The following is a 15,647-nucleotide window of genomic DNA, read 5'->3' as shown; positions in this document are numbered from 1 at the left end:
ATTAAAATACATTGAAAACAGCAATCTTGGTTAAGAAAAGTTTGATCGTTATAGCCCTGCTGGTAACAGGTGTAAAAATATTTGCACAAGGCCCATCGGTATTTGAATTTGTTGAGAATAAAGGACAGTGGGATAACAAAGTAAAATTCAAAGGCCAGTTGCCTGCAGGTAACTTCTTCCTTCAAAAAAACGGATTTACCGTTGTACAGCATAATCTCGATGACTTTGCACGGCTTCGCGACAATCACGATCCGTTTTCACGAATGGGCAACCGGCCAAAATCAGCCAATAAAAGGATCGGTCAACGAACCGGAATTAATTCATCTTTAGATACTTCAGCCTTCACGCTTCGCTCACACGCTTACGAAGTACAGTTTGTTGGCGGCGCCGGCAATCCTGAAATTATTCCCGACAAAGTATTGCCCGGCTACACCAACTATATCATCGGTAATGATGCTTCAAAATGGGCCAGCAATGTAAAATCGTACCAGGCCGTTTTGTATAAAAATGTTTATCCCAATATCGATGTGCGGTATTATAGTGAGAGCGGTCATTTAAAATACGATATCATTGTTAATCCCGGCGGCGATGTAAGCAACATTCTGATGCATTATGAAGGAGCCGATAAGCTTGCGATAAAGAACAAGGAACTCGTTATTAAAACATCGGTAGGCGATGTAAGAGAGTTATACCCGTATACTTTTCAGTTCGATAACGTACATGGCAAACAGGAAACCAGTTGCAGCTATGAACTGGCCAACAAAAACACCATACGGTTTAAAGTAGCCAATTATTCAAAAACAAGCACCCTTGTTATTGACCCTACTGTAATATTTTCATCATTCACCGGCAGTACGGCCGACGAATGGGCTTTTACAGCTACACCGGGACCAGACGGCTCGTTGTATTCGGGTGGAATTGTATTTGGGAACGGATTTCCGGTAAATAACGGCGCTTATAAAACAAGATGGTCGTCGGGCGGCGATAAAGGAATAGATATCGGTATTTTAAAATTCAGTGCTGATGGTTCGCAGCGCGTATATGCCACTTATCTTGGAGGAGGAAAAGATGAATATCCACACAGTCTTATATGCGATCCGCAGGGCAACCTGGTGATTTTGGGAAGAACCTATTCAACCGATTATCCGGGCAATATGGAAGGTCCCGGACGCAATGGTACCAGTGAAATGATCGTAACCAAATTAAATGCCGCCGGAACAGCTTTAATCGGTTCCATGCGCATCGGCGGTACGGGCAACGATGGTTTGAATATTGAAGACCAGATGGAAACCGGTGACCATAAAACAGCCACCCTGCTCAGGAACTATGGCGATGACTCACACAGTGAAGTGATACTGGATGGCGCCGGCAATATTTACGTAGCCGGACAAACGCAATCGAATGATTTCCCCATACGGGGCGGTGGTTTCGATAATACTTTTGGCGGCGGGCAGGATGGAGTTGTTTTGAAGATCAATCCCGATTGTAATACGATCATCTGGAGCACCTTCCTCGGAGGCTCTGATGTAGATGCCGCTTTTGTACTGTCGATTCGCCCTTCAACCAATGAAATTTATGTGGCAGGCGGTACCGCCAGCACCAATTTTCCCGGTATGGCCGCGGGCGTTATTAAGCAAACGATGAACAATGGCGATATCGACGGCTTTGTATCTATCATTTCAAACGACGGCACTACCCTGTTAAAAAGCACGTATATCGGTACTAATGATGTGGATATTTTATACGGCATTCAGTTCGACAAGTACAGTTTCCCTTATATTCTGGGCGTAACACGCGGAACCATTAACCCCGTGAATGTAGCCTATAGTAACCCCGGATCAAAACAGTTTGTTACCAAACTACAGCCCGATCTTACAGGCGTTGTATATACTACGGTATTTGGCAGCGGGGCGAGCAAACCCAACATTTCGCCGGTTGCCTTTATGGTCGATCGTTGTGAAAATGTGTACGTATCCGGCTGGGGTGGCTGGTGGTTACCACCTAACGTAGTAGCCGACCCGTATGATATGTCGGGCACAGCCGGGATGCCGGTAACGGCAGATGCAGTAAAATCAATTACTGATAACCGTGACTTTTATTTCATTGTACTTGAAAGAAATTCGTCAAGATTATTATATGGCACCTTCTTTGGGCAGGACGGAGGTTTTGGCGAGCACGTAGATGGCGGAACCAGCCGCTACGATGCCCAGGGCGTTATTTATCAGGCTATTTGCGCCAATTGTGCAGGAAACAATATATCGGGCGTACCGATTACGAAAAGTTATCCCATTACACCCGGTGTATGGGGGCCGGTAAATGCAGCACTGCCCCAGGGTTGTAATCTTGCAGCTGTAAAAATTGCCTTTAATTTCGCAGGCGTTGGTTCGGGCCCCAAAGCTTATTTCAAAGGCGTACCCGATACTGTAGGTTGTGTACCTTTCACTGTTACTTTTAAAGACACCGTTTTAAACGCCAAAACGTATATATGGAATTTTGGTGATGGCACCGGCGATTTTACAACCACCACGTACGATATCAGTCATACTTTTAATGCTGTTGGTAAATATCGCGTACGGCTGATCGGTATCGACTCAACTACCTGCAACATCAGTGATACGGCTTACACAAATATTTATGTGCGCGACGATCCGGCCAACCTGGCGTTTGATGTTATGAAACTGCCTCCCTGCGAATCGTTGCTGTATGAATTTACCAATACCAGCACCTTCCCGGCCGGAAAACCATTTAATGCCAAAAGCTTTACCTGGGATTTTGGCGATGGTGTGCGTGTAACACCCGGCACTTCGCCTATACAGCATTCGTTTACCAATGCCGGCACATATATAACAAAGCTTATTCTTAACGATACCGCCTATTGCAACTCGCCCGATACGGTTGAAAAAACACTGCGGGTATCGCCGCTCGTTAAAGCCCGCTTTGAAACACCACCTACGGGTTGTGCACCATATACAGCTTATTTTAATAACACCTCGCTGGCAGGTCAGCAGTTTTTCTGGGACTTTGGCGATGGCACCACCTCAACCGATGAAAACCCTGTTCATGATTATACCAATGTAGGCACGTATCATGTTAAACTCCTGGCTATCGATTCAAATACCTGTAACATTAAGGATAGTACCTCAATGGATATTAATGTATATCCGTTGCCGGTTGCCGATTTCACTTATTCACCAATACCACCGGCAATAAACAAGCCCACCATTTTCAACAATTCATCGTCGGGCGCTACCGAATACAAATGGATCTTTGGCGATGGTGAATTTGCTACCAGAACCAACATGGATACCGTAAGCCATCAATATAATTCTACCGGCACGTTCAATGCCTGCCTGGTTGCCATAAATGAGTATGGTTGCTCCGATACCACCTGCAAACCGGTTGAAGCGCTTATTAATCCCTTGCTCGACGTTCCCAATGCCTTTACGCCCGGCCGCTTTGGTAAAAACGGTTATATTATGGTAACGGGTTTTGGTATTGCAAAAATGAACTGGAAGATATACAACCGCTGGGGCAAGCTGGTATTCGAAACCCAGGACCGCCGTGTGGGATGGGATGGAACCTATAAAGGCGAATTGCAGGCCATGGACGTATATGCCTACACTTTAGACGTAGAGTTTTTTGATGGTAAGAAGCTTCGAAAAACAGGTGATATTACGCTGATACGATAATTAATATAGTTGATAAGTTAATTAGTTAACAAGTTAAAAAGCCCTGTTAACTAATTAACTTGTTAACTAATCAACTCCTTCAACCAATCTTCTTCCGGTTTTATCTGTGCTGTTCGTAATAATTAACCGGAATGGCGTTTTGCAGCATGCTCATTTCAGTTTCAGTAATCATGGGTGTATTGAGGGTTTCAACAGCCTCTTCGAGTTGTTGAAGGGTTCTGATACCGGTTACGGCCGAACTAACGGCCTGATTCTGCAGTACAAACTGTAACGCCGTTTGAGCCGTATTTCGCTTTTCATTTGAAATAGCACGAATACCTATAGCAGCCAGTTCAACCTCCTCTTCATTATAATTCAAATAATTTTTCGGTGGCTTATTAACCAGTAATCCCTGGGCAACCGATCCCCGAGCCAAAACACCTATGTTGTGCTGGTGCAATAAAGGCAAGCAGGTTTCTTCGGGTCGCCTGTCTAACAAACTGTATTGCATCATCACACTTACTATGTTCGATTTTGTAATGTATTCACGAATCACATTAGGCCTTATAGATGAAATACCATAATGGCGTATTTTACCCTGCTGCTTTAATTGCTCAAATGCGCTGATGGTTTCATCGATGGGATCGTTGATGGTACCGCCATGCAGCTGGTATAGATCAATATAATCTGTTTGCAGCCGTTGTAAACTTTCTTCCACGCAAGCCAGAATGTATTCTCTGCGAGGGTTCCAGTCCCACCCGCTGCCATCGGCACGCCACTGATTGCCCACCTTGGTAGCAATGATCAGTTGTTTTCGTTTAGCTTTAAGGGCTTTGCCTACCGATATTTCATTAAACCCTTTCTGATACAAATCGGCTGTATCAAAAAAATTAATGCCCATATCAATGGCCCGGTGCAACAATTGCTCATTGGCCGCCTGATCGTTGCCCAGCGACATACAGCCAAAACCAATACGGCTTACCTGCAGACCGGATTTTCCTAATTGCTGATATTTCATGAGGTAAAGGTCGCAAATAGAACTTTAACATTCATTTCCAACTTCATTCTCTATTTTTCTTTTTCGATATAAATGGGTATGACTAACGTTAATGATCTTCATATTGAAAAAGAAATACAACCATTATTCGATTATACCCAAAACATCTTTGCCTATGAGGCATTGCTTGGCTGGTTAACCGATCAGCCCGCCGATATGGGTACCATTTTTGAAAGGCAGCAGATCATTAAGACTTTTATTGCGAATGAAAAAAACATTCAACCTGCTCCGTACGCCAAACAGGACCTGTACGAAACACATGCTTTTTTATCAGCTATCGGCAATAATAAATTGTTTAATAAGCGACGGCCTGAACTAAGTATGCACCTGCTGTGGTTTGCAAAAGAAAAGCAGATAATAAGTGCACATATTATTCAATGCCTGCTCCTTTTTAATAAATTACACAACCGCTACTTTACACGAATAATATCCAATGATTTTCCGGGCGAATTTGCTATCCGCCTTAACCAGATTAACAGTTTTCTGTCGGACTTTAACCCCGTCAAATACGAACCATTAATTCGTAATGGAAAATTCAGTATTAGTCATATCATCGATATCATTCATATTATACAAATCAAATTTGAATCACAGCAGATCGATATCTTCTGGAACAATCTGTTTTTATTTGAAGCCTATTTATCTATAGCCACAGCGCATAAAAAACGCAACCTGCAGTTTCCTGAATTCACGAACGATAACACCTTTGCCATTACCGGTTTTTATCATCCGGCGTTAAAATCGCCTGTAAAAAACGCTATAACCCAATACCACAATGTACTGCTGTTAACAGGTCCCAATATGGCAGGTAAGTCAACCCTGTTAAAAGCGATCAGCCTGTGTGTTTACCTGGGCCATTTAGGTTGTGGCGTTCCTGCCGACGGTTGCCGGATGCCGTTCTTTGAAACCATTTCGGTAGCTATTAATGTTAAAGATGACCTGCAAAGCGGCTACAGCCATTTTTTATCTGAAATAAAAACTTTAAAGAACGTGGTTATGGATGCCGTTCATAAAAGGTGCTTTGCGGTTTTTGACGAATTATTCAAGGGTACCAATATTGAGGATGCACTGGAAATATCAAAACAAACCATTCAGGGATTGGTGCAATTCAGCAATTCAATTTTTCTGATCTCAACCCATTTGCATCAGCTGAAAGACCTGATCAACCTGAATACAATCAGCACATATTATATCGAGTGTCTCACAGAAAATAACCAACCTGTATTTACCTATACATTAAAACAGGGCTGGAGCGACCTGAAACTGGGGCGATTGCTTTTTGAGCAGGAAGGATTGAATCGATTATTGAAAGTAGAAGTCAGCAATGAAAAATGAAGAATAAAAAAAGGTGCACCCACCGGATGCACCTTCTATTTTATTAGATAGTTATAGTATTACCATCTGAAGTCTATCCACAATGTACCTGAATACTGGTCGCTGTTAACACTTTTCAGGCTTTTTGAAACGCTGTTATCAGAAGGCTGGAATTTGGTTCCAATACCACTGATGTTGTTCATAAACCCGATATTACCGTTTTCAGGGAAGGGCTGGTTGCTGAACTCATTCATAGCAAGCCCCGATTTCAGCGGATTGAATAACTGAAGGAATACATCCGACTGATCATTATAGATAGTGAAGTTACCCATGTTGGTCTGGAACTGAACCCAGTAAATTTCAGAGTGCCAACCTTTAAATTCGGCATTCTTTGGTGGTTCGCCCGAAGGAGAAACTTTGTTCGATTTTTCCCATACGCCCAGTTGCAAACCTTTCATACGGTTCTTCCACACCTGCCAGGGGCCACGGCCAAACCACTTCATTCCTACTATTTTCTCTTCGGGATATTTAAATGTAATACCCATGAACTCACCCGGATTTTTAACCGCATAATTGTATTCCATCTTCGGTAAATCACCGGTTTTGAAAGTCCATTTTACAGTTAAAGAGTTATCACCTTTGTAAGTTGATTCAACAAAATGGGTTTTATCTACTTCAGAATGTTTGAACTCAGTGAGCGTCAGATCAACACCTGCAACAAAAGGACCTATGAAAGGAATGTCGCGTTTACCGCAATACACTTTTGTTAGGTTACCTGTTTTTTTGTCGAAAATATAGTTGATACCATCGCACACCAGTGAAAAGAATCCTTCTTCCTCGGTTAACATGATGGTAGAAATAGAAGCAACTTCAGGAATTGTTCTGATTAAATCGGTAGGGCGGTGAATAGGAAAGTTATAGGTATAAATTTCCTTGCCTCTTGCATCGAATACGCTGATTTGCAGGGCATCGGCGCTCATAAAATTAGCAGGTAATGCCAGTTTCAAAGTACCTTTTTCGCCGGGACCGATATAAGGCGAGGCAGCAGTGCCTTCACCGATGGTAAGCGGATTGGTAGTTTTTTGCGTGGCTTTCGGGAACAGTACCAGCTTCCAGTCGAACCGGCATTTATTCAAATTGGTATACAAAAAGCGGTTCTCGACATTTATATCGCCTTTGAAAGCAGCACTGATGGTGGTATTTTCAAACGCTAGCGGCGCCCATATTTCTTTAATAGCATAATAACTGGGACCTCTGTTGTCGGCTTTAGATTTGTCGGCAGAAGCATCGCTGTCTGCTACATTATCCTGGTACGACCACAAAAAGCCGCCCGCGAATTTTGATTGCTTTATCTGTTCGCTCCAGAAATCATCTAACCCTGCAGCACGGCCGCCATTGTACAAACCATTCGCAAACTCAGCCGGGTAAAAAGTTTCTGTACCATATAATATTGAGTTGGCAACAGAATTGAAGTCGGCATTCTTTTTTACATCACCCTCTTTAACAGACGGATGAATAACGATACGTCCCTGCGGATCGTTTGAGGTATACTCTTTATCAATACCGTTTTCATTACCACTCGACCATATAATTACCGACGGGTGATTTACATCGCGTAATACTACTTCACGGGTAATCTTTTTAGCTGTTTCGCCATCATAAGAGCTTTGTGTGCCATTGCTTAGTTCATTAATAACAAACAGTCCCAACGAGTCGCACAAATCAAGGAAGGCCGGATCGGGCGGGTAATAAGATATACGAACCGCATTCATGTTCAGGTCCTTCATGGCATTGATATCTGCAACATATCCATCAATGCTACCGAGAAGCCCGGTTTCAGCACAGCGGCGGTTGGCACCTTTAAAGATCACTTTTGTATCATTAACATATAAACCATCCGATTTTGATTCAACAGTTCTGAATCCAAAACGTTGTCTGTAAATATGTACCACATTGTCGGCATCTTTAATAGATACAACGGCCTGGTATAGGTGCGGAAGTTCGGGGTTCCATGTTTTAAAAACGGTCAACTGTTTTTTGATCTCAGCATTATCTGAAGCACTTACCTGGGTAGGATCGCCAACAGGTTTGCCCTGCAGATCCTGTACCTGTACTTCGATCGACTGATTAGGCTTAGTATTATGGCTGGTTACCAGTACCCGCATATTGCCATTTCCTTTGGCATCGATAGCAACCCGTTCAATATGTGCTTCGGGTACTATCTTTAAATATACAGGTCGGAAGATACCGCCGGTTGCGGTGAAATCTTCACGGCGCTGGCCACGATCGATCGAAGGATTTGATGATTTTTTACTCACAGAGATCTCGAGCAAATTAGGATCGCTGTAGCGGATCAACGGAGTAATATCATAACTAAACTGCGAAAAACCGCCCTGGTGATTATCACCGGCCGATTTGCCGTTCAGTTTTACTTCGGCGTCGCTCATAACGCCTTCAAATACTAAGTATACCCGTTTGTTCTGCCAGTCTTTGGCAGCCGGAAAAGCATAGCGGTATAAACCTTGTTCATCGGCTTTTTTGTCGTTGCCAAGGTTACCAAAGCCCTGCTGCTCCCAAAGAGAAGGCACTGGAATACTCGTCCAGGTACCACTGTTTCGCCCTTTGGTACAGTAGAACTCCCACGGTGTGGTATGGTCTTTATCTGTTCCGGATAAATATTGTGTAATCGTTTCCTGTGTCAGGCCACGGGTACAAATTCCATGAAGGATAAATAGAAGCAGGATAGTCTTTTTCATTTCAGGTGTATGGATAAGTAGCTACTAAATAGAATTATCAGGCCCACCGCTGTAAAACCACGGCATGAGTGATAACCAGCCAACTAAGCAGTAAGAATACCCTTGCGGTGTTCTTTCTACGGTAAATGGTTTAGTTAACACTTTTTTCCTGCTTATAATGCGCTACTGAACAGTTTCTCAATGAGTGGATATTGGTTTTTATTTCCTACATCAATTAATAGCTACTCACACATTATATTACAGGAAAAGTCTATGGGTAGTTCCTCAAACGGTGCAATATAATACTAAAATTTGTTTTGTCTAAGCGTTTTGCAGCCTTTAACCAGTGCAAATTTTTTCTGATCGTTTAGCATTTTCTTTTGCTGCATTCCGCTCTACACCTGCAACACAGCCTCAATTTCATTCAATTCTTCGGCCGAAAACTGTAAGTTATTGATACAACTAAGGTTATTGTCTAATTGCTCTGTTGAGCTTACGCCAATCAGCACAGTGGTAACCCTTTTATCTTTCAGCAACCAGCTTAATGCCATTTGCGCCAGGGTTTGATCACGCCTTTTGGCTATATCGTTCAGCTTTGTAATTTTCTCAAGCTTTTCAGGCGTTATATCATGTGCTTTTAAAAAGCCATGCGCTTTTGATGCTCTTGAATTTTCAGGTATACCTTTTAAATACTTATCGGTTAAAAGTCCCTGCGCTAACGGAGAAAACGGAATACATCCTACTCCATATTCTTCCAGCGCATCGAGCAAACCGCCTTCAACCCATCTTTCAAACATTGAATATTTGGGTTGATGTATTAAACAAGGCGTACCCAGTTGTTTTAATATTTCAAATGCTCTTCTGGCTTCGGGCGCTTTGTAATTCGAAATACCTGCATACAATGCTTTCCCACTCTTTACAATATCGTGCAAAGCCATCATTGTTTCTTCCAGTGGTGTATCGGGATCGGGCCGGTGCGAATAAAATATATCCACATAATTCAGCCGCATGCGTCGTAAGCTTTGATCAAGACTTGACATCAGGTATTTGCGTGAACCCCAGTCGCCATAAGGACCGGGCCACATGAGATACCCTGCTTTGGTAGAAATGACAAGCTCATCGCGCAAGTAACCCGAAAAATCTTTTTTCAACATGGCCCCAAAATTCTCTTCGGCCGAACCGGGCGGTGGCCCGTAATTGTTCGCCAGATCAAAATGGGTAATGCCTTTATCAAAAGCATGTCGTACAATACGACGGCTATTTTTGAAATCATCTACTCCTCCGAAATTATGCCATAGCCCTAATGATAACGCTGGTAATAATAAACCGCTATTACCACAACGGTTATAAACCATGGAATCGTAACGGGATGATGAAGGACTGTATGCCATGTTTTAGTATTATGAATGTCAAATTTCAATTTTTTATCTGAACATTGAACATTCCTATAATACTTATGGTAAAGAACTTCGATTACTATTTTATTATCAACGTACGATTCAGCCGGTAATTGTGATGATACCCCCGAACAAGGGTGTACCTGTTTACATTACCCTCCGCACATAACCGGGTTTTTAACCCGGAATTTATATAACGCTCATTTTTGCCGGTTAAGTACGTATGTATAAGAATAATACTGTGATTTAGGTCCATGGAATTGCTTATCCCTGCAAATTCGGTCCTCCTCTGTCTTATAATTGTATTAAACGCTGTATCCCTTATTTAATTATGCTACAGCAAATACTAACAAGTGTTCTTTTAACGATTGAAATGTAAAATTATAATGTATAACAAACCAACATATACCCATTATCCCCGAAAGGAATCCTAATTGAAATTAAAAGGAAGGAAATTTTTAGCAGAAAGGCTTCACAAAATCCAGGTTGCCTGAGAAATAACAATGGCAACCTGGAAAAAGGAAAAGGCAGCGCCCCATGGCGCTTCAGCAACTTGCATATAGCAACAATCGTATTGGCACAAAGGGTTTGCCAAATTCCCTGTTTTTTGAATATGAACAGGAATAACACCCGGTTTAAATGTACCAACCGGTTTGCTATTACAGGGGAGCCGAATGTTAATATGAGGGTATTGAAATGTTACCTGGTTTGTATTGTTATAGTTGCCGGTGCAAGCCCCGGTGATGTTGCGGTAAAAACCAGTTTACCCGTTTTTGTTGTTGATTGCAATACCGCCAAACATAAACCATTGAAGGCCTTGCGGTGGTTAGCCCTGAACAACTCCATACTGGTTTCACTGCCATTATCAACTGCGACTAATTGCCCTTCGCCTTTTACCGAAAACTGTACATCATTGCCGGCATCAGGCACAGGATTGCCTGCAGCATCTGTTATTGTTACAGTTATAAATGAAAGATCTTTTCCATTTGCCTTTATCATATTTCTATCGGCATTTATGGCAATGCGTGCAGGAGCGCCTGCAGTTCGAATGGTTTTGGTAAGAACCGTTTTTCCATTTTTGCGCGATACGGCTTTCAGTGTTCCGGGCACATATGGCAAACGCCATAGTACATGTAGTGCATCACCTTCTTTTTTTCGCACACCTACTGATTTGTCATTCAAAAAAAGCTCCACTTCATCGGCATTATTATAATAAGCCCATATATCTATAGTATCTCCTTTTTTCCAGTTCCAGTGCGGATAAATATGCAGTACCGGTTTGTTGGTCCACACACTCTGGTACATGTAATAAACATCTTTCGGAAAACCAGCCAGATCAATAATACCAAAGTATGAACTGCGGGCCGGCCATGAGTATGGCGTAGGTTCGCCTATGTAATCAAAACCTGTCCATATATACATTCCCGATATATGTTCATTTTTCTCAAATATTTTCATGCTTTCTTCATGGGTTGAACCCCAGGGCGCCGAACAGTTGTCGTATGCCGAACAGGTAGTATCGGCATTACCAAACTGAACATTGTCTTTGTCTTCGCGTTCGGGCCAGCGGCGAATGCTGTCAGAAGGCATATCGTAATGCCTGCGTGTTTGCAAAGCCGAAGTTGATTCGGTTATGATAAAAGGTTTCCGGCCCCAGCGACCAATTGTATTTTCTATTGTCCAGTCTTTCTTATGATAATTATAACCGATCAAATCCAATGCACCCGCTTCCAATATTTTGTTGCCCAAACCGGTTCCATTATTTGCTGTAACAACCGGCCTTGTGGTATCGAGCGATTTTACAATGCTTACCAGCTCTTTTACAATGGTAGTTCCTGTTGTATCATGGTTCCACTGCTCCATTATTTCGTTACCTACGCTCCATATAAAAACTGAAGGGTGATTGCGATCGCGAATGATTTGATCCGTAAGGTCTTTTGCATGCCATTCGTCCCAGTATAAATGATAATCGTATTTTGTTTTTGCTTTCTTCCACATATCAAAGGCCTCATCCATTACTATAAAGCCCATTTTATCGCAAAGGTTGAGCAATTCAGGAGCAGGCGGATTGTGCGAAGTACGAATGCCATTACAGCCCATGGCTTTTAATATCTGTAATTGACGTTTAAGAGCTCTTGTATTGATGGCTGTTCCCAGGCATCCCAGATCATGGTGATTACATACACCGCGGATCTTAACATGCTTTCCGTTCAGGAAAAAACCTTTATCGATATCGAATGAAAAATAGCGAATACCCAGTGGCGTTGTATAATCGTCGATAATTTTACCATCGCGTATCAGCTGTGTTTTTATTGAATACAAATAAGGATTGTCAAGCGACCACAGGTGCGGACGGGCAATGGTCATCTGCTGACTTATTTCTGTTGCTTCCTTATTGTTGAACGATACAGTCGTTTGCTGCGTTTGCATAGCTACAGCACCGGCATCATAAACGGTTGTTTTAACAATCACCGGTTTTGTACTGCCTGTAGCACGCAGCCGGGTGCGTATTAATGCAGTAGCTGATTGTTCAGATACCTGTGGGGTAGTTACAAAGGTGCCCTGGTTATCAACCATCACCTCATTGGTAAACACCATCCATACATTACGATAAATGCCCGAGCCGCTGTACCAGCGCGAATTGGGCTGATCGGCATTGTTTACTTTAACTGCCAGCACATTTTTTTCACTGCCATAATGAAGGTAAGGCGTGAGCTCATAGCGAAAAGAAATATACCCATTCGGACGTTTGCCCAGATAATGTCCGTTGATCCATACTTCACTGTTCATATACACGCCGTCAAAATCAATAAATGCTTTTTTATTTTTTACCGATGCAGGCAATACAAAGGTTTTGCGGTACCATCCTGTACCTCCGCGCAGGGCGCCGCCACCGGTACCTGTTGGACTATTTTTATCGAAGGCAAGTTCAATGCTCCAGTCGTGTGGCAATGAAAGGCTTCGCCATGAAGCATCGTTAAAAGCAGGTTCCTGGGCCCCTGATACATCATCGAGGTGAAACTTCCAGTCGCCGGTAAAATCATTCACTATTCGTGCAGTGGTTTGTGCAGTTGCCGTTTTAATAAATAACAACCAACACAGAAGAAAAAACAATCGCCGATTTAACATTACAATCCAATTTGACTTATTTCTGAAATATTAAGTTTTAATCAATACCTGTTGTTTTGGGAGGCTTGCACCTTATAGCTGTGTGCTTACCGGATTAATCACGCAAGGTACCAACATCTGCGGATGCAGATAATGACTTCGCTCATGACTTCTTAGCGTACCACCAGCGTTTTAACGGTCGTTCCTTTTTGCGTAATGATCTTCACCATGTATACGCCTTTTGCCAACGGCCTGCCGGCGCCTAATTGCGTACCTGCTTTGTATTGCCTGCGGTCAACCAACTGGCCGCTTTCATTTACAATAGATACATCAACTGTTTTTACCGGAACAAAGCCTGTAAAGCTGATCACAAAATTGCCGTCTTTCGAAGGGTTGGGAAATATCTTTATCAGCTTGTTGTCGGGATCGATATCGGTAACAGCCGTAACACTGCTTTTTTCAACCAGTACAAATGAAACAGAGCGTGGCGGAGCCGTAATACGAACATCGTTATTCGCAATGGCCGAATTAGGTTTTAAATCGGCATAGGTATCGGGCCCACCCGCAACGCCTGATGGGCCGGTACCATTCACAAGCACTTTGCGCGAAAACTCGCCATTGTCGGCATCACCGGTAAGCGTATACCAGTAATAGCGTGTGCCCGGTGTAAAGTTTTGAAAATTCACTTTCACCGTTTGTGTAGCTGTTCCTTTGTTTACGATGGCGATGCCTGCCTGTCCTGATGAAAATGTTGAAGCATAGCCCACTACATCAGTACTACCCGATACAGTGGAAGAGATCATCTGATCTCCACAATATTTTTGAAAATAATACATGTGGTAAAACGAAGGTCTTGGCGTCCATTTCGATACACCCGGTTCATCGCCTGCACTAAAAGTGCCATGGTCGTTCCCATTGTCCCAGGCATTCGAAAGGTCCCAGCGGCTGGCCATGCCATATTTATTTTTCATCAGCTCACCCAACACCATCACTGCATGCATGCCATTGATATGCGATACCATTTGCTTTGAACCCACTGCAAAAATGTTGTATTCAGTTAGCGCTATAGGTTTTAATGAAGCGCCGTTTGCCTGAATATTTTGCGTGAGGTATTGCATCATGGCGTTTGTTACACTGGATCCTGTAGCGAGTATATCCGAAGCGTTGGAGTTGGTATTATACGGCGTGTAATAATTATGAACAATGTAAAAATCAGCAGCAGTGGCGGCCTGAGCCAATACACCCTGGTTCCATGTTTGATCGGTGGCGGTTTGCCACGATTCAGGCGCTTTTTCGAGTAACTGGGCGCCGATATAAATTGTTTTACCAATTTGTTGAGCTGCTTTTTTCATGGAATCGGCAAACACTTTAAAATGCCGGCCATACAAATCGCCGGTAATGATGGCCGGTTGCCCGTCCTTATTTTTCGAAACATCAATGCGATAACCGGCCTGCCAGGTGCCATTGCTTTCGTTACCAACTTCCCAAAATTTTGTGCGTCCATTATCATAGCGAACCCATTCGGCTGCGAGGTGAGCGCCTGCAGCCACCGGATCAGTTGCGGTGCTGTACCGGGCATAGCTATAATTCACTGTAATAATACCGGTGCTGGCGGTTTGCTGTAACATGTTGTAATAGTTGTTCAGCGAAAGGGTCCAGCTTGCAGTATTATTACCATACCAGTAACCGGCATCAGTTTTATTACCATTTGCATCGGGTAACGAATCGGGTGCATCGGCCGGTTTAACGCCGGGGTTGGCATTCCAGAAATACACGCTGCTGATGTTTCCACCGGGCATGCGAATGATATTGGGCGATAAATTTTTTATGTGATTGATCAGTACTGATTCGGTGATCATTTGGGTCATGTATGGATTGCAATTATTGCCAAACAAATATTTCGAAACTTTATTGATCACATTTGCGGCATCAACGGTAATTGTTGCAGTGGCAGTGGCTGTTGGTTTTGTACCATCGGTATAAGCAGGAGAAGCGATTGTTTTTGCCTGCCAGTCGTTCAAAAAAAATCCGGCATCCTGAGCAAGGGCCTTACCACACATCAGCAAGCCGCCGGTTAAAAAAATGATAGTTTGTTTTTTTATAAGCAGTCGTTTCATGAATGGTATCGGCATTTAAAATTTTGCGCCACTAAATTTAAAAGTCTGCAAACACACATTGTAATGATCATTCATCTATTTAACCTACTTTTTTAACCACCGTGATAAGCCCCTGGAGAGTTAGTAATACATTCTCAAAATTAAACAGTTACAAATGAAGTAAGGGAAGTCAAATGTTATTAAACAGGGGCATAAATGTTAAGCAGTCTGCGAAAAGTTGATATTATAAAAAAACAATATTATAATTGTTT

7 protein-coding genes are annotated in these 15,647 nt (G+C 42.8%); 2 read left to right on the top strand and 5 right to left on the bottom strand.

Annotation, left to right across the window (positions count from 1 at the left end; all coding sequences use genetic code 11):
• Positions 1 to 26 precede the first annotated feature (26 nt).
• On the top strand, positions 27 to 3,689 hold the full coding sequence (locus AC59IL_RS20060; RefSeq protein ID WP_496553974.1) for a DUF7948 domain-containing protein: 3,663 nt from the start codon (positions 27 to 29) through the stop codon (positions 3,687 to 3,689).
• A gap of 100 nt (positions 3,690 to 3,789) precedes the next feature.
• On the opposite strand, the gene AC59IL_RS20055 is transcribed toward AC59IL_RS20060, so the two are convergent.
• A complete protein-coding gene (locus AC59IL_RS20055; protein WP_496553973.1) occupies positions 3,790 to 4,686 on the bottom strand; it encodes an aldo/keto reductase in 897 nt (298 codons plus the stop codon).
• Positions 4,687 to 4,764: 78 nt separating this feature from the next.
• On the opposite strand from AC59IL_RS20055, the gene AC59IL_RS20050 reads away from it, so the two are divergent.
• Positions 4,765 to 6,060: a MutS-related protein gene (locus tag AC59IL_RS20050; RefSeq protein WP_496553972.1), complete on the top strand. Its 1,296-nt coding sequence runs from the start codon at positions 4,765 to 4,767 to the stop codon at positions 6,058 to 6,060.
• Positions 6,061 to 6,119: 59 nt separating this feature from the next.
• Here the strand turns inward: AC59IL_RS20050 and AC59IL_RS20045 are convergent, their stop codons facing one another.
• From AC59IL_RS20045 to AC59IL_RS20030, 4 genes are all read right to left on the bottom strand, one after another.
• Entirely contained in the window at positions 6,120 to 8,795 is a 2,676-nt protein-coding gene (locus tag AC59IL_RS20045; protein WP_496553971.1) for a glycoside hydrolase family 2 protein, read from the bottom strand.
• Positions 8,796 to 9,169: 374 nt separating this feature from the next.
• On the bottom strand, positions 9,170 to 10,165 hold the full coding sequence (mgrA, locus tag AC59IL_RS20040; protein ID WP_496553970.1) for an L-glyceraldehyde 3-phosphate reductase: 996 nt from the start codon (positions 10,163 to 10,165) through the stop codon (positions 9,170 to 9,172).
• A 705-nt stretch (positions 10,166 to 10,870) separates the two neighbouring features.
• Positions 10,871 to 13,219, bottom strand: coding sequence for a glycoside hydrolase family 2 TIM barrel-domain containing protein (locus AC59IL_RS20035; protein ID WP_496553969.1), 2,349 nt, complete (start codon positions 13,217 to 13,219; stop codon positions 10,871 to 10,873).
• Positions 13,220 to 13,452: 233 nt separating this feature from the next.
• The gene (locus AC59IL_RS20030; protein WP_496553968.1) at positions 13,453 to 15,396 is read right to left on the bottom strand and encodes a T9SS type A sorting domain-containing protein; all 1,944 of its coding nucleotides are present in this window, start codon (positions 15,394 to 15,396) and stop codon (positions 13,453 to 13,455) included.
• Positions 15,397 to 15,647 lie beyond the last annotated feature (251 nt).

This window comes from Niastella sp. sgz303648, from assembly GCF_059587045.1.
This window is presented reverse-complemented; position numbering and strand designations above follow the sequence as displayed.